The organism is Deinococcus seoulensis (assembly GCF_014648115.1).
GTDB lineage: Bacteria > Deinococcota > Deinococci > Deinococcales > Deinococcaceae > Deinococcus > Deinococcus seoulensis.
The window spans coordinates 37,609-57,065 of record NZ_BMQM01000011.1; the positions used below are offsets into that span (position 1 = coordinate 37,609).

Annotated in this window: 12 protein-coding genes; 4 read left to right on the forward strand and 8 right to left on the reverse strand. The window is 73.1% G+C overall.

Going from position 1 to position 19,457, the window contains the following annotated elements; genetic code table 11:
- Positions 1-338: 338 nt before the first annotated feature.
- The 3 genes from IEY70_RS09675 to IEY70_RS09685 all read left to right on the forward strand — a co-directional run bounded on the left by IEY70_RS09675 (position 339) and on the right by IEY70_RS09685 (position 5,349).
- Positions 339-2,375, forward strand: a complete 2,037-nt coding sequence (locus IEY70_RS09675; protein ID WP_189064804.1) for an HD domain-containing phosphohydrolase — start codon at positions 339-341, stop codon at positions 2,373-2,375.
- Positions 2,368-3,978, forward strand: coding sequence for a GGDEF domain-containing protein (locus tag IEY70_RS09680; RefSeq protein WP_229777807.1), 1,611 nt, complete (start codon positions 2,368-2,370; stop codon positions 3,976-3,978). The genes IEY70_RS09675 and IEY70_RS09680 overlap by 8 nt, the downstream gene beginning before the upstream one ends.
- A 132-nt stretch (positions 3,979-4,110) precedes the next feature.
- Positions 4,111-5,349 (forward strand): sensor histidine kinase, encoded by a 1,239-nt coding sequence (locus tag IEY70_RS09685; RefSeq protein ID WP_189064805.1) that lies wholly within the window; start codon positions 4,111-4,113, stop codon positions 5,347-5,349.
- Positions 5,350-5,456: 107 nt separating this feature from the next.
- On the opposite strand, the gene IEY70_RS09690 is transcribed toward IEY70_RS09685, so the two are convergent.
- Positions 5,457-6,395, reverse strand: coding sequence for a hypothetical protein (locus IEY70_RS09690; RefSeq protein ID WP_189064806.1), 939 nt, complete (start codon positions 6,393-6,395; stop codon positions 5,457-5,459).
- On the reverse strand, positions 6,395-9,574 hold the full coding sequence (locus IEY70_RS09695; RefSeq protein ID WP_189064807.1) for a hypothetical protein: 3,180 nt from the start codon (positions 9,572-9,574) through the stop codon (positions 6,395-6,397). Before IEY70_RS09695 ends, IEY70_RS09690 begins: the two co-directional genes overlap by 1 nt.
- A gap of 157 nt (positions 9,575-9,731) precedes the next feature.
- Here IEY70_RS09695 and IEY70_RS09700 point away from each other — a divergent pair, with 157 nt between their 5' ends.
- Positions 9,732-11,141: a hypothetical protein gene (locus tag IEY70_RS09700; protein ID WP_189064808.1), complete on the forward strand. Its 1,410-nt coding sequence runs from the start codon at positions 9,732-9,734 to the stop codon at positions 11,139-11,141.
- A gap of 19 nt (positions 11,142-11,160) precedes the next feature.
- Here the strand turns inward: IEY70_RS09700 and IEY70_RS09705 are convergent, their stop codons facing one another.
- From IEY70_RS09705 to IEY70_RS09730, 6 genes are all read right to left on the reverse strand, one after another.
- Positions 11,161-12,606, reverse strand: a complete 1,446-nt coding sequence (locus tag IEY70_RS09705; protein WP_189064809.1) for a YdgH/BhsA/McbA family protein — start codon at positions 12,604-12,606, stop codon at positions 11,161-11,163.
- Positions 12,607-12,676: 70 nt separating this feature from the next.
- Complete coding sequence (locus IEY70_RS09710; RefSeq protein ID WP_189064810.1) at positions 12,677-13,756, reverse strand: hypothetical protein; 1,080 nt, start codon at positions 13,754-13,756, stop codon at positions 12,677-12,679.
- Complete coding sequence (locus IEY70_RS09715; RefSeq protein WP_189064811.1) at positions 13,753-16,983, reverse strand: putative glycosyltransferase family protein; 3,231 nt, start codon at positions 16,981-16,983, stop codon at positions 13,753-13,755. The genes IEY70_RS09710 and IEY70_RS09715 overlap by 4 nt, the downstream gene beginning before the upstream one ends.
- Before the next feature lie 70 nt (positions 16,984-17,053).
- Positions 17,054-17,464, reverse strand: a complete 411-nt coding sequence (locus tag IEY70_RS09720; RefSeq protein WP_189064812.1) for a response regulator — start codon at positions 17,462-17,464, stop codon at positions 17,054-17,056.
- A complete protein-coding gene (locus IEY70_RS09725; RefSeq protein ID WP_189064813.1) occupies positions 17,461-17,775 on the reverse strand; it encodes an STAS domain-containing protein in 315 nt (104 codons plus the stop codon). The genes IEY70_RS09720 and IEY70_RS09725 overlap by 4 nt, the downstream gene beginning before the upstream one ends.
- A gap of 73 nt (positions 17,776-17,848) precedes the next feature.
- Positions 17,849-19,456, reverse strand: coding sequence for an ATP-binding SpoIIE family protein phosphatase (locus IEY70_RS09730; RefSeq protein WP_189064814.1), 1,608 nt, complete (start codon positions 19,454-19,456; stop codon positions 17,849-17,851).
- Position 19,457 lies beyond the last annotated feature (1 nt).

A 19,457-nucleotide genomic window follows, 5' to 3' on the forward strand; every position in this document is an offset into this window, starting at 1 on the left:
ACTGGGGGTGCAGGGAGTGATTCCTGCACCCCCAGCCCGTTGCACTCCTGGCGGGGGTATCGCAGGGCAGGCAATTACCCAGGAATTCCTATTTTTTCTGTCCTGCACGCATAAAACAGATCGGGTGCACAGAATCGCCGTCAGGACCCCGCCCGGCGCGACCGAAGGGCGTAGGAAGGGGGATCTTCTTCCTGGCGGTTTCACACTAATCCGTCTTGGTTTGAAACATGAAGATTTCAGGTCCGGACATCCCACCAGCGGGGGCATGAAGGCCCGTGTGGAGTTTGCCGCGCCCACCCCCACCCACGGGGGGGTAGGATGAGGGTCAGTTACCTCCCATGACCCTGACCCCCCCGCTTGACAGTGAATCCCTGCTGCTGAACGCCACCCGGCAACTGCTGGCGCTGGGCAGCGCCGCCGAACTGTGCCGGGAAGGCCTGCGCTTCATGGCGCGCGAACTGAACGCCGACCTGGGCATGTTGCACCTCGCCGTGACGGACACGGACTTCCGGCTGGTCGAGCAGGTCGGTGATCACCCGCTGCTGCACCGGCACCAGGTGCAGATCATGGAGCCCGGCTGGGTGACGCTGCTCACGGCCGGAACCTGGATCAGTTCGCCCGTCCCGTCCCCGGACTGGACCGGGCCGGACGAACGTAATTACGTGCACCTGGGCGCGCGGCACCTCGTGAACTTCGGGCTGTACAGCGGGCAGCGGCTGATCGGAACCGTGAACCTGCTGTTCAACCGGCCGCGCGCCGACCTGAACGAACTGCGGGTGCTGGGCACCATCGGGGCGCTGTGGGGCACGCTGCTGGAACGACTGGAGACCGAGGCGACCCTGAGAACGCGGGAGGCGATGCTGCGGACCGTGACGGACCAGGGCACGGACCTCGTGACGGTCGTCCGGCCGGACGGACGGATCCTGTACCAGAGCCGGGGTGGGCCGGTCCTGCTGGGCCGCTCGGCCGAGGGTATGCACGGCAGGAACGCGCTTGAGGGCATCCACCCGGATGACCTGAGTGCCGCGCAGCGTGCGCTGGCTGAACTGGCTGCCACGCCGGACGCGACGTGCACGCTGACGTACCGGGTGACGCACCGTTCGGGCGGCGTGGTGTGGCTGGAATCGCACGGCCGGAACCTGCTGGACGAACCGGCGGTGGGGGGACTGGTCGTGCACTCGCGGGACGTGACGGCGCAGGTGGCGTCCAAGCGGTCACTGGAACGGCGGGTGCAGGAGCTGACCCTGATGCACGCCACGAGCCTGCAACTTCAGGAGGCGCGCAGCGTGCAGGAGATCGCCTCGCGGGTGGTGCGGCTGATCGAGGGACGGCTGGGGCATCCGTTCGTGTGGCTGGCGGAACGGGTCGGGGATGCGCTGATCATGCGGGCCAGTGACCGCCGCCGCGAATCCACGCTGCTGGACGCCGCGCACTCGCTGCCGGTCGATCAGGGCCTGTGCGGCGCGAGCGTCCGCACCGGGCAGACCCTGATGGTCGGTGACGTCACGCAGGACGCGCGCTACTCGGGAATCGGGCATGAGGTCCGCAGCGAACTGGTCACCCCGATCCGCGTGGCGGGACGCGTGTGGGGCGTGCTGAACGTGGAAAGCCCGCAGCTGAACGCCTTTGGCGACGAGGACCGGCAGGCGCTGGAGACCGTGGCCGCGCAGACGGGCGCCGCCCTGGCGAACGTGCTGCTGCTCGCGGACCTGCGTGACAGCCGCGACGCCCTGAGCAGCGCCTACGAGCGGACCATCGAGGGCTGGGCGCGCGCCCTGGATTTCAGGGACCGGGAGACCGAGGGGCACAGCCAGCGGGTGACGGAACTCACGGTGGCGCTCGCGCGGCGCATGGGCGTCCCGCCGGACGAACTGGTGCACGTGCGGCGCGGCGCGCTGCTGCACGACATCGGCAAGATGGGCATTCCGGACTCGATTCTGCTCAAGCCGGGGCAGCTGGACGAGAACGAATGGCGGGTCATGCGCCGGCACCCGGACATGGCGCTGGAACTGCTGGAACCCATCGAGTTCCTGCGCCCGGCGCTGGACATTCCGCACGCGCACCACGAGAAATGGAACGGCGCCGGGTACCCGCGCGGCCTGAAAGGCGAGCAGATTCCGCTGTCCGCGCGGATCTTCGCAGTGATCGACGTGTGGGACGCCCTGCGGCACGACCGGCCGTACCGTCCGGCGTGGGATGAGGCGCGGGCGCGGGCGCTGATCGAGGCGGAGTCCGGCGTGCACTTCGATCCGCAGGTGGCGCGCGCGTTCCTGGACTGGCTGACCGAGGCGGGCGCAGGCGCGGACCTGAACGCCATGCTGCGCGCCGTTCCGGCAGGCAGCGCGGACGCGGCACCCGTGACGGACCGTGGCTGATTTCACGTCGCATAAGCCGGGCGCGGCCGCTCCCGCGCCACACGAACTGACGGACGCTCAGGTTCTGCAACTGGAATTGCAGGAACTCCAGACGGTGATCGCGTCGGAACTGGACCCGCTGGCCCTGACGCGCCTGCACCGGGACGCGGCGTACGTGGCGATGGACCTGGGCGACCCGACGCTGGCCATGACGCACGCCGTGACGGGCCTGGACCTCGCGCGGTCGCTGGGTGACCTGGGTGTCCGGGCGCGGGCGCACGTGACGGTCGCGCTGGTGATGCTCGACGTGTACGACGACCTGGGCGCCTGGGAGCACTTCCGGGAGGCGGACGCACTGGCCAGCGCGGCGGGCGAGGCGCGGGACGTGGCGCTGGTGGCCGTGAACGCCTCGCACTACGAACTGGAACGCGGCCGGGACCGCGAGGCGACCCTGCGCCTGCTTGACCTGCTGGACTCGCCGTTCGCGCGGGGACTGGCCCTGCCCGGCGTCTCCGCGCCGCACACGCTGGAAGCGTCGTTTCATATCAATCTGGTGAAGGCCGCGGCGCGCGGCACGCGGCTGGGCCTGCTGGACGCGGCGCAGGTCGCGCGGGCCGCCGGACCGCTGAAGGCGTCCGTGGCGGCGTTGCGGGCGTACCGGGAGCATCCGGACCGCCTGCCCGGTCTGCGCTGGCGGCCGGAGGTGCTGGACTCGCTGACCGAGTGGGAATGGAGTCAGGGGAACCACGCGGCCGCGAACCGGCTGGCAGACGAACGGGTGCAACTCTCGGAGGAGAGCGGCAGTCCTCACGTGCTGGGGCGCGCGCTGCTGGACCGCAGCCTGCTGCGCGGCGCACTCGGGCACGACGCGGACGCCTTTCAGGACGCCGCCAGGGCCGTGGATGCCTTTCAGGACGCCGGGCAGGACCTGCTGGTCACGCAGGCCATGCAGGCGCAGGCGGACGCCCGCGCGCGCCTCGGGGAGTACCGGGAGGCGTTCGGCGTGCAGCGCGCCCTGACCAGGCAACTGGAAACGCTGTACCGCGCGTACTTCCAGCAGGGCGCGCAGTTACGGCAGATCGAACGGCAGGTCAGTGAGGCCGAGGTCCGCGCCGCCGCCTTCGCAGAAGCGGCGCTGCGTGACCCGCTGACGGGCGCGCCGAACCGCACGGCCGCCATGCAGCGCCTAGAACAGTTGCAGGAACGCGCGAACCTGGGGCAGCCGAGCGCACTGGCACTGCTGGACATCGATCATTTCAAACGCGTGAACGACCGGTACGGGCACGCGACAGGGGACGCGGTCCTCTCGCGGGTCGTGCAGATCCTCACGGCCGAGATCCGCGAGCAGGACTGCCTGGCCCGTTTCGGCGGAGAGGAATTCCTGCTGATCCTGGCCGGCACGCCGTTCCCGGTGGCGCGGCAGGTCTGCGACCGCCTGTGCCGCGCGCTGGCAGGTCACGACTGGTCGGACGTGGAACCGGACCTGCACGTGACCGCCAGTTTTGGCCTGGCGTCCCTGCAGGCCGGGCGGGACCTGCGGTTGGTCCTGAAAGCGGCCGACAGCGCCATGTACGAGGCCAAGGCCGCCGGGCGCAACACCGTCCGCGAAGCTCCGGAACACTGAAGCCCCGGAGCACTGTTCGTGGGGTCGGTGTTGCTGAGTCTGGTCTTCCCTGCCGCGCAGTGCAGTCGGAGTCCGTATGAACCGTCTGCTGGACTGGCATCGGCAGGTGCGTCTGCCTGTACCATGAAGGTGATGTCAACGTTGAATGAAGTGGAGGTCCCAGCGGCAGTGCCGGACGTGTCCGGCGGCCGGGTCCCTGCGGCGGCGATGGCGGGCACGCTGACCTGGGATTCAGCGTACCTGATGGAAGTGCACAACCTCAGCCCGGACTGCATCAAGATCGTGGATCACGACGGGCACCTGCTCAGCATGAACCCCAACGGGCAGGCTGCCATGCAGATCGACGATTTCAGCACCTGCCAGGGCAGCGACTGGCTGGGCTTCTGGCAGGGTGAAGACCGCGCGGCGATGCTCGGCGCCTTCGCGCAGGCCCGCCAGGGACGCCCGGCGCACTTCAGTGGGTACTGCCCCACCATGAAAGGCGAGCCGCGCTGGTGGGACGTGACCCTCGCGCCCCTCCCGGACCCCGCCCGGCCAGACGCCATGCCCACCCTGCTGATCGTCTCACGGGACGTCACAGAACGCGTCCTCGCCCAACGCCGCCTCGAGGAACTGAATGCCACCCTGGACGCCGAAGTGCAGCGGCAGACCGAACACCTGCGCCGCGAACGGCAACTGCTGCTCCAGACGAACGAGGAACTGGAGAACATCACCTACGCCATGTCGCACGACCTGCTGACCCCCGTGCGGCACCTGCTGAGTTTCGCCCGGCTCGCCCGGCGTCTCCCGGCAGACGACACCGTGAAACGCGAACGGTACCTGCAGATCATCGAGGACAGCGCCAGCAACCTGGGCCGCATGATCGAGGGCGTCCTGCACTTCAGCCGCGCCGGACGCCTCGAACTGCGCCCCAGACCCGTCGACCTGAACACCCTGCTGCGCGAGGTGCAACGCGACCTGCACGCCGAGCAACCGGACCACGTGGTCACGTGGCATGCCCCGGACCTCCCGACCGTCCAGGCAGACGCCCGCGCCCTGCGCTCGATCCTGAAGGTCATGTGCGCCAACGCCCTGAAATTCACCCGCACCACCCCCGACCCCACCGTGCAGATCAGCGCGCACCGCACTCCCGGCAGCTGGCGCATCGACGTGACCGACAACGGCGCAGGCTTCGACCCCGAGTACAGCCACAAACTGTTCCAGCTGTTCCAGCGCCTGCACCACCAGAACGAGTACGAAGGCGCCGGCACCGGCCTCGCCTTCGTCCGCCGACTGGTCTCCAGGCATGGCGGAACCGTCTGTGCACGCGGCCAGAAAGGCGCGGGCGCGACCTTCAGCTTCACCCTGCCGGACACACTACCCACCGACTGATACGGACTTAGACCGGGCGGATGCGAGTCGAAGCCGTCTGGGCTAGCTGCTAGCACTTGTTTCATATACATCTCAATAAAAAAAGAGCCGTGTTTCGCCTCCCCACCTCAGCGGCGCAGTTCCTCCGCGCGTGCCTGACCGTCCGGCAGCGCCCCGAACCCCTGCGCCTGCCCCGCCACCGGCGTCAGCGGCACCTGCACGTTCCAGCCGTCCACCTGTCCCTCCAGCAGCATCGCCTCGCCGTCCACCACGCGGTTTCCGAGTTCGTCTCGCAGGTCGCTCACGCGCGGCAGCGCCGTTCCCACCCCGCCCGGCCCGCTGGCACTGACGACCGGGCCGGGCAGCAGGTCCACCTCGCCCACCTCGCCCGCCGCGTCGCCCGTGACGGCCGTGACGCGCAGCAGGCCGGTCACGCGGCCCGGCGGGAGGAACGTCCAGGCGGTCAGGTGCCGCACCGGCACGACCGGGCGCAGGGTCACGCCGTCCGGCCGTTCGATCAGCACCCGCACCGGCAGGTCCGTGACGTTCCCCTGGGCGTCCAGCGGGTGCAGCACCAGCGCCGGGGGGCGCGGGCGGTTCACGCGCACGCCCCGCGCGCCCACCTTCAGGGTCAGCGGCGTGACCGGCTGGCCGGGGCGCAGGGTCACGCGACCCTCGAAGCGGTGCGGGCCGACCTGCACGAGGTAAGGGGTCAGTCCGGCGCGGGCGTACGGGACGGTCAGCGTGACCTGTCCCGGCCGGGTGGCGGCGCGGGTGACGGTCTCCCCTGCCGGGCCGAACAGCGTGACCGTGACGGGCACCCCGCCCGGCAGGTCCGCGCCGCTGACGGTCACGGCCAGTCCCAGGGCAGGCGTGTCGGCCCGGAGCGGCGACCCGGTTCCGTCCGGCGCGGGCTGCTCAGGTGCGGATGGGTCCGGGGCGGGCTGTTCGATGACGGTCGGCGTGACGCTCAGCGCCGGGCGGCTGAACCGTTCGGGCGCGCAGGCGGCCAGCAGCGGCATGCAGAGGATCAACACGAGCAGCGGGCGGGACGGCGGGCGGGACATCAGGGCGCCTCGCTGGCGGGCAGCGTCTGGAAGGCCAGGCTGTACGACCCGCCGCCCGGCAGCGGGAATGATCCCGGCGCGGTCAGGGCGGGCGTGACGGTCGTGCCGTCGTACGGTCTGGGCGGCGGCTCCACCCGCAACAGGCGCGCCCCGGCAGGCAGCGTGGCGGGCAGGCTGAACCTCCAGCTCTGACCGGGCCGCAGTTCCGGGCCGAGGGCGCTGTACACCCACGCCACGCCCCGCGCGTCGTACAGGGTCAGCAGTGCCTGCGGCGTGGCGATGGTCCGGGTGCTGACATTCCGGGCCTGCACGGACACCCGCCCGCCCGCCCCCGCCGTGACGCGGCTGCGGGCCGCCAGACTGCGTTCCAGGTTGCGGCCCGTGACGACCGCCCGAGCCGCGATTTCCAGCGTCACGCCCGCCGGGTCCGTGCCGGGCGGCAGGGGTGGCAGCGTGACCTGCCAGGGCGTGCGCTCGCCGGGCCGCAACTTGTGGACGCCCAGCAGGCCCAGGTTCTCCTGCGCCAGCACCTGCCCGTCCGGGCCGCGCAGCGCCGCGCCCAGGGTCAGGTCGGCGGGGCGGGCGTCGGCGTTCAGCAGTTCCCCGACGGCCGTGACGCGCACGCCGTTCAGGACCGTGCGGGCGCTCAGGACCTGCACCACGGGCCGGTCGAGCACGTCGGCGGGCGCGGTGGCGTTCGTGGTGATGCGGCGCGGCGCGCGGTAGTACGCCACGTCCGGCTGCGGTGACGGCACGCCGGGCAGCAACCGGGCCGCGCCCGGCGGGTCCGGCGCGAGCGTCCAGCCGCCCCGGCCGAGGGTCAGGTGCGCGGACGGGTAGGTGGTGCGTGTCCCCAGCGGCGTCCACCAGCGGGCCGTGACGCGCGCCGTGAGCCCCGCCTGCCCGGACGGGCGGGTCAGGCGGACCTGAAAGCCGTCCAGTCGGGCGTACTCGCCGCGCAGGCCGCCGCCCGCGGGTGGGTGCGCCACCCGCGCCGCCCACTCGCGGGCCGTCACCCAGCCCGGCACGAACCGCACTCCACCCGCGACCAGCAGCGTCGCCAGGACCGTCAACGCCACCACCCGCACCGGCAGGGTCGCCGCGCGCCGGAGCGGCCGCGCCTGCGCGGCAGAGGCGGGCGTGACCGGCAGCGGCGGCAGGTCCCCCACCCACGCCGGGGGGTGCAGCGACCCGCGCGGCGACCCCATGAGCGGCGACCCTGTAAGCGATCCTGCGGGCAGCGGTGCAGGTGCCGGGCGGCGCTCGGTCTGCCCGGCCACCAGCACGCCCAGCAGCGCCAGCGTCAGCGTCAGCAGCGGCCCCACGCCCCACACGGCACTCACGGGCACCGGCAGGGCGCTGCGCGGCAGGCGGGCCGGGATGGGCGGCACATCCTCACGCTCCCAGACGTTCACGCCGTTCTCCAGCGTGCCGATGTTATGCCAGCCGTGCAGGTACAGCAGCGGGTCCATGACACTGCCGCGCGCGTACACGAACTTCAGGTACGCGCGCTCCGGGTGCGTGAGCTGCTCCGCGAACGACCCGAAGCCCGGCAGGACCGCCCGCTCGGGCAGCGCCGCGTACGCCGTGGGCGCCGGGTTCAGTTGCGGCAGGTCCGGCGGCAGGTGCCACAACCCCACCGTGGTCGCCGCGCGCGTCTGCGCCGACAGCAGCCCCAGTTGCCGCCCGAACCCCACCGTCAGGTAGCGGTACCGCCAGTGTTCGTCCTTCTCGATGAAGTTCAGCAGGGGTTGCAGGTTGATGGCCGGTCCCTCCAGCACGCGGGTGCGCGGCAGGGCGTTCAGGCCCACCGTGACCAGCAGCGTCAGGGCGGCCGCCAGCATCAGCGGCAACTGCGCGCCCACCTGCCGCGCGGCGTCCCAGGCGCGCAGGACCACCTGCGCCGAGAGCGGCAGCAGCAGCAGCGCCGCCAGGAACGCCAGCGTCTCGGGCGGCACGCGCAGCGGACTGAAGCCCAGCAGACCCAGCGCGCACAGCGTCAGCAGCGGCGCGGCCAGCAGTGCCAGCCGCGCGGCCGGACCCCAGCGGCGCGGCCCGGAGCGGAACACGCCCGGCAGGGTCGGCAGGGTCCACAGCACACTCCAGAGCGGCAGGCCCAGGCACAGCCACGCGCTGCGGCCCTGCGCCAGCGGCGCGCTGTCCGGCGCAGACGCCCCCGGTGACCAGAACCACCCGGCCCAGCCGGACAGCAGGTACTGCAACAGCAGCAGTCCGGCCGCCATGAGCGCCCGGCCCGCCCCCCGCTGCCGCGCTGCTGGCGGCCCGCCTGTCTGCGGTGGCCGCAGCGCGCCCAGCGGCAGTCCCGCCAGGAGGGCGCCCAGGCCGATCAGCAGGGCGCTGGCCGGGTCGGCCGTGCCCGCCGCGAGCAGCGGCAGCGCCGCCCGCCACGCGAAGGCCCGCCTGGACGCCCAGCCGCGCTGACCGGCCGGGGCGCGCAGCCACGCCCACAGGGACGGCGCGGCGTGCAGTGCCAGGGCCGCGCCCAGCACGGACCCGTGATGCCCGAACACGTTCAGTTGCAGGGTCAGGGCGCTGCTCAGCGTGCACAGCAGCGCCGCCACGCCCGCCACGCGCCGCGCCGTTCCCTGCGCGGACGCGCCCTGACCCCAGTCGCGGGCCGCGCTGCCGCCGAGGGCCGCGCCGCTGGGCAGGCTCACGCCGGTCAGGGTGACGCGGTACACGGCCCACACCAGCAGCGCCACGCTCAGGAACTGCGCCGCGCCGAACGCACCCTCCACGCCCAGCGGCGCGGTCAGCAGCGCGATCAGCTGCGGCACCAGCGGCGGCTGGCCGGTCAGGGGCACGCCGCCGTACCAGCGGTCGTCCCAGGGGTCGAACAGGTTCCGGGCGTACGCGCTCGCCTGGAACAGCAGGCTGCCTGCGCCGTCCGCGCGGGCGTAGGCGCGGGTCATGACCAGCGTGCCGTGGTACGCGCCGGTCAGCATCAGGGCCAGCAGGAACAGGCGGCTTTTCAGGCGTGGCGCGTCTGCCGCGCCCTGCGCCGGGCGCAGCCGCCGCCACTGCCGCCGCGCCCAGCGGTACATCACCCCGCCCCGCCGGGAGAGTCGGCGGGCCGGGCCGAGCAGCGGCGCCAGCACCGGCAGGTGCCGCACGCGGCCACGCGCCGGAGCGCTCACGGGTTCCTGCGGCCTGGGCACACGCTCAGGGTAGAGCATCCGGCGGCCCCTACGGACTCCGCCCGGCCGGGCGGCAGGAACCCGTCCAGCCAGGTGCATGAGAGCGGGGCGGGTAAGAGCGGGCCAGGGTCCGGGAGTCCAGGGCGGGCCGGGGCGGACGCTGTGCTTGAATGCGGGCATGACCCGCTCTGCCGCGCCGCGCCTGCCGGTCCTGCTGGCCGCGCTGCTGACAGCGGCGCTGCTGGGCGGCTGCCGGTCCGCGCAGGGAACCCTGGACGCCAGCACGGGCGCCGGGTCACTGGGCAACGGGGCGCGGCTGCTGGCATGGCAGCCGGACCTGGGCGGCCCGCGATTCCTGCTGCCCAGCGAACGCGAGGGCGTGACCGACGCGTACCTGCGCGGCGAGCGCGAGGTGGCCTTCGCGGCAGGCAGCGGAAACCTGGAGGGCCTGCGGGACCTGTTCCAGCAGGGCGCGCTGGACGACGCGCGGCAGGCGGCGCGGTCCGGGAGCGGCGGGCTGGTCACGTGGGCGCACACGCCGACCATGCAGTTCTTCGCGCCGGACGGCGCTACCGTCAGTTTCTCGGACGTGTTCACGTACGCCGCGCCCCGGCCCGGCGGCGTGTCCCGGCTCTCACGGCGGGAACTGGACGTGGTCATGGAACTCGGGGACGGGAACTGGCGCGTGCACCACTGGCGGGTCCTGCGGGACGACCCGCTGCCCGCCCCGCCCGAGCCCGGCCCCGGCCCCACCTACCGCGCCGTCCGCGCGGACGACGACTGGACCGCACGGAACGCGGACACCCTGGCGCGCGACGTGGACGCCGTGCAGGAACTGAACCTCGACACGCTGATCCTGCCGGTCGTGGGGGACCGCAGCGCCGGGAACGCCGCCCGGTACGGCGCGGCGCTGGACACCATCCTGACACGCGCCGCCGCCCGGCGGGTGCAGGTGCTGCTGGACCTGCGCGTGGCGCAGCTGGACGTGGCGGGCCTGCGGACCCTGCACGCCGCGCTGGGCGCCGACGAACGGGACGGCCCGAGGCTGGCGGGAATAATTCTCTCGCCGGGACGCACGCCGGACCCGGAGATGCTGGGCGTGTGGCGGCAGTCGGTGCGGGCGCGCTTTGCGCAGCTGCCGCTGGGCCTGCGCGGCAAGGGAAACGGGGCGGGACTGGGGGCGGACTTCGTGGCGGGCGACACGCAGGCGCCGGTGTTCCGGGAAGTGCGCCGTCCGCTGGGGCGGCTGGGCGCGGCGCGGCGCGGCTGGCAGCTGCGGGCGTTCCTGCGCGCCCACCCGCGCGGGTCCGTGGAGGTCGGCGTGCTGTACGGAAGGCCAGACCGGGCGGGCTTCCTGACGCCCGACGGGTCGTTCACGCCCCTGGCTCGCTGGACGGACCCGCAACGCCCGGCGCCGGGACTGCTGGCGTGGCTGCTGGGCTGGGCGGCGGACCTGTGGCCGGCCCTGGCGGGCGCACTGCTGGGCGCGGCGCTGCTCAGGGCGTGGCAGGGTCGAACCGGGCAGGGTCGAACCAGACAGGGCCGGAACGGGCCGGATCAGAGTTCACAGGATCAGGCGCAGGAGTGACGGCCCGAGGGGGGTCCCCTCATGGAGTCTCCCCTGCCGGGGCGGGCGTGCCCAGCAGCTGCTCCCCTGCGGGGGTGAGGGTGAAGGGCCGCTGCGGGGTCTGGACCGGCAGGCCGCTGTCCGGGTCTATGACCAGCACCTCTTCAAGCAGTCCGGCGTTCCAGCCGCCGCGCCACGCGGCGTCCGCCTGCGCGGCCTCGTGGGCGGCCTGCGCGCCGGGCACCGGGATGGGCAGCGGGAGCGGCAGGCCCTTGACGGCCGGGACGTCCAGCAGCACCTGCGGGGCCGCCGGGGCCTGCGCGCCGGGCGCGGCGGTCTGCACGCGGGCAGACAGGAGATCGGTCAGTGGGGGGAGCGCGCCGGGCGACCGGGTGAGCGGCTGGGTGGGCGGCTGGGCGGGTTCCGTCCCGCTGACCGGCGCGAGCAGCTGCAGGTCCGGGTGCGTCATGCGCAGTGAGAGCAGCGCGGCGCGCGTGTCGAGGCTGGCGGCGGCGACCGAACCGGGCACGAAGGCGTCCGCCCCGGCGCTGGCCGACGCGATGGCCAGGCGGGTCTGCAGGTTGTCCAGGGTCAGCGGGCCGTCAATGCTGACCACACCCTGCAATCCGGCGGCGTGCAGGCCGGCCAGGGCGTCCGCGATGGCTGCCACCTGCTGCCGGGACAGGATGGCGCTCATGGGCAGCGTCACCTGCCGCAGTCCGGCGGCGTGCGCGGCGCGCAGCGTGGCCTTCCAGCGGGGGCCGGGCCACAGGTGCCAGTCGTCGGGGAGGGTCACGGCCCGCCACGTCCGTACGGGCAGTGGCGGCGGGGGCGTCAGGGTGGGCTGGGCGTCGTTCAGGACGGCCCAGTCGTCGGTGCGCCATTCTTCCTGGGTGCGGCGCAGCGTGACCTGCTGGGTACGCACCGTCCAGCGCAGGTCCTTCAGGCCGTCCGGGCTGGGCCGGGCCTCCAGCAGCCAGAAGCGGTCCCGCAGCGTGAAGCGGGTGCCGTCGGCCGCGTAGTCCAGCGGGGTGGCCTGGTGCGCCCAGTCGAGCAGCAGCACCCGGTCCGGCTGGGCGCTGACCGTGAGGGCCAGGGTCAGCGCCGGGCCGCTGAACCGTCCGTTCAGGCCGATCTGCTCGCCGCTGCGGCCCGCGTACGTGAGTTCCGAGTGGCCCAGCAGGTACGCGTCGGCGATGTCTTCGAGGGTCACGCCGTCCGGGACGCGCACGCCGGGCGGGGCGGGCTGCCAGCGCAGGGACGTGACGGGTTCCGAGCGGCGCGCGAAGTTCAGGGCGTCCGCCTGGTTCTGCACGCGGTTCACGCGCGCGAAGCCCTGCGCGGTCACGAACACGGCCGCCGCGCCCGCCAGCAGCGTCCCGGCGAGGATCAGGACGAACACGGCGCGTTTCAGGGTCGTCAGGAGCGAGGGACGCTGGCTGCGCGCAGGGTCCGGGCTGGGTGGGGGGACGGGTGGGGACTTCATGCGGATTCCCTCTGTTTCGTCCGTAAGCTGCCCGTGCCCCGCGTTGTCAGCGAATCGATCGGAGTCCGTTTCAGTGTTGCCACGGGAACCTCACTTCCTGCCCGGCGAAACGGACGCGCAGGCTGACCGCGCCGCGCACGTCCGGCACGCGCGCCCGCACCTGTCCCTGCGCGACCGGCAGGACTGCCGACCACAGCGTCGCCCCGGACCGGGACAGGGCGTGCAGTGTGACGGGCGTGCCGTCGTCCGGCAGGGCGCCGGTCACCCAGCGCAGCGGTCCCAGTGTCAGCTCGTCACCGGCCCACAGCAGTTGCGGGGCCGCGCCGAGCAGCGCGCTGACGGCCTGCGCGCGGGCCGCGCCGCGCCACGCGTCCGGCTGCTCAGCGCGGATCACGCGGGCGGTGAAGGTGAACTCGCCCGGCGTTTCCGGCGTGAGTTGCCACAGCGCCTCGCCGTTCACGGTGACGCGCGTGGCACTCAGGGTCTCGCCGCCCGCGCCGCGCGCTGTCAGCAGGACCGCCACGCCGTCCGGGACGGGCTGACCGTCCGGGCCGCGCAGGCCGGCACGCAGCAGCCACGGTTCGCGCAGCCCGATCCGCAGCCTCGCCGGGGTGACCGTGACTGTGCCACTGGCGACCGTGACCGCGCTGCCGGGGCGGGTGGCGGGCGCGGTGGCGGCCGTGACCTCGCTGACTGGCGGGACCTCTCTGACCGGCGGGACCGGGCGCGGCAGCCGCAGGGTCCGTTGCAGCAGCAGGGTGCCGGTGCCGGCCGGGGCGGCGCTGTCCGGGCTGGCCGGGGCGTGCAGGCTCGCGTCGCAGCGGTGCGCCTGCGGGGGCAGTGGGCGCGGCGCGACCGGCTGGTTGGCCGGGCCGTTCCAGCGCAGCGGCCCGGCCGGGGTGTCGCAGGTCAGCCACCAGGTGGCGCCGTCCGGCCCGGCGGCGCTGAGGGTCAGGGTTTCGCCGCGCGTGCCGAGGCTCAGGGTGGGCAGGCGGGTCAGGGTGACGGTGTCCGGATCGCTGCCAGGGTCGCTGCCAGGGCCACTGTGCGGCGCTGTGCTCGCGGCGGGACCGGCGGGGCGGCAGCCGCTCAGCAGCAGTAGCGCCATCAGGGCCATCAGCAGGGGCGTGCGTGGGGGGCGGCGCGTCATGGTTCCTCGCGGCGGAAGGCGTCCGCGTACAGGACCGTTCCAGTCAGGCGGGGCGTGCCGGCGCGGGCCAGCGGGGCAGGCTGAAGGACGCGGTAATCGAGCGGCAGGGCCGTGACCAGCGGCGCGGCGCGCGACTGCATGGGCGGCACGGCCTCCATCAGGTACGTCTGCGTGACCCAGGCGGTCCCGGCGGCGTCCTGAAGGGCTTCGAGGACGTTGGTGATGGTCGCCTCGCCCGCGCCGTGGTTCTCGATGCGGACCTCGTCGCCGCGCCGCCAGATGTTCAGGCTGCGGTCCAGGCCGCGCGAGGTGACCCAGCCGTCCGCGCGGACGCTGTAGGCGCGGACGGCGCCGGGCGTGACGGTCATGCCCGGCCCGTCGAAGGTCACCACGAACGGCGTGCGCTCGCCGGGCAGCAGCCAGTGCAGGGCGCGGTGCGCGGCGGTGTTGCGGGCCATCTCGCTGCCCGTGTGGTCCTGCACGGCGCCCGTGATCTCCACGGCGGCCGGGGACGCCCCGACATTCTGCGCCTCGCCGACGACCGCCACGGTGCGCGGCCCGCCCGGTTCACGCCGGAACGACACCAGCCGGGAATTCAGGACCCGCACCTCGGTCGGCTGGTCGCCGGGCGGCGGGGCGCTGAGGTTCAGGGTCGGGAGCGGCTGGAAACGGCGCGGCGGCCGGATGCCCAGTTGCGGTTCGGCCATGATGCGCCAGCCGCGCGGGGTCAGGCGCAGTTCCTGCGTGATGCTCTCGGAGAGGTTCCCGAAGGCCGTGAACCACACGAGGTCCACGTCCGCGCTGGCGGTCGTGCCGACCCGGTCGCGCGGGCCGCTGTACGTGACGCTGCGGACCTTGAGGCTGTCGAGTTTCGCGTACCCGGTGCGCAGCCCCCCCACGACCGACAGGTCCAGCCGCCAGCGTTCCTCGTTCAGGCCGTTCTGCGGGTCGATCATCGCGTAGGCGTCCCCGAAGCGTTTGAAGTCCACGGCGTCCCAGTACTTCAGGACCGCGCCCTGCGCCGTGTCGCGGGGGCGCAGGCGGTCGGCGGTGAAGGCGGCGGCGCCCAGCAGCGCCCCGGCCAGCAGGACGCTGTTCACGAGGCGGCGGCGCAGGCTCAGGCGCGGGGTTTTCAGGCGCGCAGCCCGCCACGCGCGGAACGGCAGGCGGCGCACCCACGAGTCCCACCAGCGGCCGCTCTCGCCGGGCGGCGGGTCGCGGCTGTCCTCGGCCAGCAGACGCACCCACGGCCAGAACGACCGGCCCAGCAGGGTGGCGGGCGTGCGGACCAGCAGGGTCAGCAGCGCCCCGGCGGCCGCGCCGCTGGGCAGCAGCGCCCACATCAGCCGCTGCCACGCCGGGAGTTCACGGCGCGGCAGGCGCGGCTGCACCGGCGGAATGCCCGGATGCTCCCAGACCATGATGCCGCCCTCCAGCGTGCCCAGCCGCGACCAGCCCAGCGCGTGCAGCGCCGGGTCGTAGAAGGCGTCGTTCGAGAGCATGTACCGCAGGTTGTAGCGGGCGGGCGTGGTCAGGAACTGCGTGAGGCTGCTCAGGCCCGGCACGCCCGTGTACTTGGCGCCCTCCAGCCGCTCGACGGGCGTGGCGGTCAGTTCCGGCAGGCGGCGGGCGCTGTGGTAGTTGCCGTCCGGGGTGGTGGCGTGCGTGTTGGCGCTCAGCCACGCCATCTGATCCCCGAAGCCCAGCACCATGTACCGCCAGCGGTCATGCCCGTCGGATTCCAGGAATTTCACGAGGGGCCGCACGTCGATGAACGGCGGCTGGAACTTGCGGTAGTACGTCAGGGCGCTGATGGCGCAGGTCAGGGTGACGGCCAGCGTCACGAACAGTAGCCCCAGCAGGTGATGCACGCGCGCCCCGAACCGGGCCTGCACGAACACCCGCCACGCGCCGTGCCGCCAGGATTCCACGACCAGTCCCGCAAAGGGCATCATGAGCATCACGGCCCAGAACGTGAAGCGGTCCAGGGTCAGGATGTCGAACGCGCCGCCCAGCAGTTTCTTCGGGTACGGGGTGGTGCCGCCCGTGCCCAGAAAACTCAGCAGCAGGATGCTGGCCAGCATCGGCCAGCGCGGAATGCCGCGGTGGCTGTACAGGCCGCGCCGCGCGGCGTCCCAGTAGATGGGCAGCAGCGTGGCCCACGGCACCAGCCAGAACATGAACCCGTAATCGGTGCGCACCAGGAAGTTCCCGCGGCTGCCGTGCGGGATGGACACCTGCGTGATCGGGTCGCTGCGGCTCCACAGCCAGTAGGGCAGCACGACCATGACCAGCGCCGTGATGGCCGACACGCCGTACAGCGCCGCGCGGTACACGCGGGGCAGCACACGGTACACGCGGCGGGTCAGGTGCGCCAGGCCGCCGCCGCGCGGTTCGGAATCACGGGGCCGCGAGGCCCCCTCGAGGACGATGGCCAGCAGGACGGGCGCGATGAAGAACACGCTGCCGAACAGGGTGGTCACGTGGTGCGCGGCGGTCGTGGCGGCCGTGAACATGGCGCCCTTGAGCAGCAGTTCGCGTTTGCCGGTCTGCACGTACCGCGCGGCGAACGGAATGGCGTTCAGCAGCAGGCCCAGGCTGAGGGTGGTGGGCAGTTGCCCGAACACGTGCACGGTCTCGGCAATGGCGCTCGAGAGCATCAGCACGACGGCGCCGTACCCGGCGGCGCGGGCCGTGACGAACACCTTCCCGAAGCGGTACATGCCGACCGTCAGGCCCACCAGCGCCAGGAACTGCGTGGCCATGAACGCGCCCATCAGGCCGAACACGTGGCTGAACAGGGCGATCAGGTAGTGACTGAGCGGCGGGTACGAGGTCAGCGAGAACCCGGTGTACCATCCGCTCTCCCAGGGGTCGAAGAAGGATTTGGCGTAGTGCGCGCCGAAGTACAGGTGAATCAGGGCGTCGTAGGTGCGCGTGAACGAACTGCTGATCAGCTGCCCGCCGTGCAGGACGACCACGATCAGCAGCGCGAAGACCAGCAGGCGCCGCCCGGCGCGTTCGTCCTCGTCCGGCGGGAGGGTCGCGCCGGGAATGACGTGCGAGGGCCGCTGCACCGGCAGTTCGTCGGCCGGGCGGGGAGCGCGGGGGGGTCGGCGGTTCAGGGCGTCCTGCGCGCGGCGCGGCAGGCGGCGGATCACGCCCGCGCGCAGGGCGGCGTAGCGTGCCAGCAGGCTGACCGGCCCCGCGCCTGCGCGGGCAGGCAACCTGAACCGCCGGGAGCGGCGCGGCCCGGTCATGGGCCGGGCAGGCAGGCGGCGCGGCCCCGGGGCATGCTCAGCGCTGCATGCCGGCGGCGAACACGGCGTCCAGCAGTTCGTAGCGGCTGAAGGGTTTACTCAGGAACGCGCGGGCGCCCAGGGTCATGGCCCGCTCGCGCAGGCGGTCCTCGCCCGAACTGGTCAGGACGATCACGGGCGGCGCGTCCGGGTCGCCGTGCAGGACGCGCAGCAGTTCCAGGCCGCTGTCGCCGGGCAGGAACAGGTCCGTGATGATCACGTCGACCGCGCCGAGTTTCAGTTCCTCCAGCGCCGCCTCGACACTCCCGGCCTCGATGGGTTTATGGCCGCCCTGCTGGAGGATGTGGCGGATCAGCAGGCGCATGCCGGGGGCGTCCTCGACGATCAGGACGTGCTTGGAGGGCACCTGCCCGAACAGCGTGACGTTCGCGGGCAGGTGGGAGGTCACGGGCGGACCCCGCTGGCGCCGAGGCCGAAGATCCGGTCGAGCATGGTCAGGGACAGCAGTTCGCGGACCGGGACGCTCGCGCCGCTCAGGGACAGCGCGCGGCCCTGACGGCGGCAGTCTTTCAGGGCGGCGACCAGCGCGGCCAGGGCGCTGGAGTCCATGAACGGCACGTCGGTCAGGTCGACCGTGACGGGCCCGGCGTTCGCGGCGACGTGATCCCGCAGGGTCTGGCGCAGCTCGGCGGCGTTCTGGGCGTCCAGTCGGCCGGCGATGATCAGGTGGGAACCGGTGGCGGAGTAGCTGAAAGACATGTCAGTGAGGTCCTTTGGTCGGTGAGGCTCGGTCGGGGGGAGGGGGCGGCCGCGCAGGTCAGCGCCGTGCAGGTCAGAGCAGCAGGGCCGCCAGGTCGGACAGTTCGGCGGGCGCGGCGGGTGCCGGGACGCGCAGGCGCAGGGTCTGGCGGTTCAGGTCGCCCTTTCTCGCATAATGCCACTCGCGTGAGCAGCGGCGGGCGATCAGCAGGCCGTAGCCGTGTTCGCGCAGTTCCCCGGCGCTGCGTTCCTCCTGCCGGGTCGGGTTGAACGGCGCGCCGTTGTCGGTCAGGGTCAGCAGGGCGTCGTCGCCGCTGGCGTGCACGCGCAGGTCCACGCGGGTGGCGCCGCCGTGCCGGATGGCGTTCACGACGAGTTCCGTGACGGCCAGTTCGGCCGGCATCAGGACCGGGTGGCCTGCGGGCAGCGCCTCGCGCAGCGCGTCCCCGATCAGGGGCAGGTCGGCCAGGTCGCCCGGCAGGGTGCGGTGCGCGCCGCGCGCGTGCGTGTCGCGTTGCAGGGTCAGCAGGGTCAGGTCGTCGTTGATGACGTACGGGCTCAGGGCCTGCACGGCCGCCTGGTTGAAGGTGCCGGGCACGACCCGCCGGGCCAGGTCGAACACGCGGCCCAGGCCGTAGGCTTCGCCGTCTGGCGTTTCGGCCTCGAACAGGCCGTCGCTGTACACGATCAGGGCGTCGCCCGGGTGCAGCCAGAACCGCTCGACGTCCAGGTGCAGCAGCGGGAACGTCCCGATGGGCGGGGCGCTGGCGCGGATCTCCTCGAGGGTGCCGTCGGCGCGGCGCAGCAGCACGGGCGGGTGCCCGACGTTGAAGACCCGCAGCGCGCCGTCCGGGCGGATCTGCATGGCGGCCAGCGTGCAGAACGCCCCGGAGCGTTCCAGGTGGTCGTGCAGCGCCTCGGTCAGTCCCTCGCTGAGCGAGGCGTTGCGGGCCGCGACCGTGAAGGACGTGGCGAACATGGCCGTGATGATCGCGGCGGGCAGGCCCTTGCCGCTCACGTCGCCGACCACGATCCACTCGCCCTCCTGGAACTGGAAGTCCCCGCCGAAGTCACTGGCGGGCTGGCTGAGCAGGTTCAGGTGGTAGCCGGGCGGCGTGACCAGCGTCTCGGGCGCCACGGCCCGCCACACGGCGTGCGCCTGCACCCGGTCACGCTGTTGCAGGGCGTAGCGTTCGGCCTCCACGCGGGCCTGCTGGGCCTGCAGGGCCGCGTCGAGCAGTTTGCCGAGCGCCTCGATCAGGCTGCGCTCCCCGGCCTGGAACTGCCGTTTGCCCCACATGGCCAGCCAGCCGTTCTGGCAGGGGATCAGCAGCACGGCGGTCGGCCGCCACGCATCGTCGTAGGGCGCGCCGGTGTGCAGCTCCCCAGCGGGCAGGACGGTCGGGCGGCGCGGCGCTGGCCGGTCGCGCAGCCAGCCGGGCGCAGCGCTGATCCACTGGCCATCCAGGTACAGGGCGGCGCGGGGCGTGTTGATCAGCGCGGCGGCCTCCTGCACGAGTTCGGCGGCCTGCTCCTTGCTGCTCAGGGCCAGGGCCTGCGGGATCAGGCGGTGCAGGAACACCAGCTGGTCACTGAGGTCCGCGACCTGTTCGAGCAGTTCGGCGAACAGCGTGTCGCGGCCGTCGTCCGGCTGGGGCGGGTCGCTGAACGGGCCGCTCACA

Excerpts from the sequence above, each read along its gene's own strand:
- IEY70_RS09700 (WP_189064808.1), top strand. The coding sequence starts at position 9,732 with ATGACCCGCTCTGCCGCGCCGCGCCTGCCGGTCCTGCTGGCCGCGCTG.
- IEY70_RS09685 (WP_189064805.1), top strand. The coding sequence starts at position 4,111 with ATGTCAACGTTGAATGAAGTGGAGGTCCCAGCGGCAGTGCCGGACGTG.
- IEY70_RS09705 (WP_189064809.1), bottom strand. The coding sequence starts at position 12,606 with ATGAAGTCCCCACCCGTCCCCCCACCCAGCCCGGACCCTGCGCGCAGC.
- IEY70_RS09710 (WP_189064810.1), bottom strand. The coding sequence starts at position 13,756 with ATGACGCGCCGCCCCCCACGCACGCCCCTGCTGATGGCCCTGATGGCG.
- IEY70_RS09690 (WP_189064806.1), bottom strand. The coding sequence starts at position 6,395 with ATGTCCCGCCCGCCGTCCCGCCCGCTGCTCGTGTTGATCCTCTGCATG.
- IEY70_RS09725 (WP_189064813.1), bottom strand. The coding sequence starts at position 17,775 with ATGTCTTTCAGCTACTCCGCCACCGGTTCCCACCTGATCATCGCCGGC.
- IEY70_RS09675 (WP_189064804.1), top strand. The coding sequence starts at position 339 with ATGACCCTGACCCCCCCGCTTGACAGTGAATCCCTGCTGCTGAACGCC.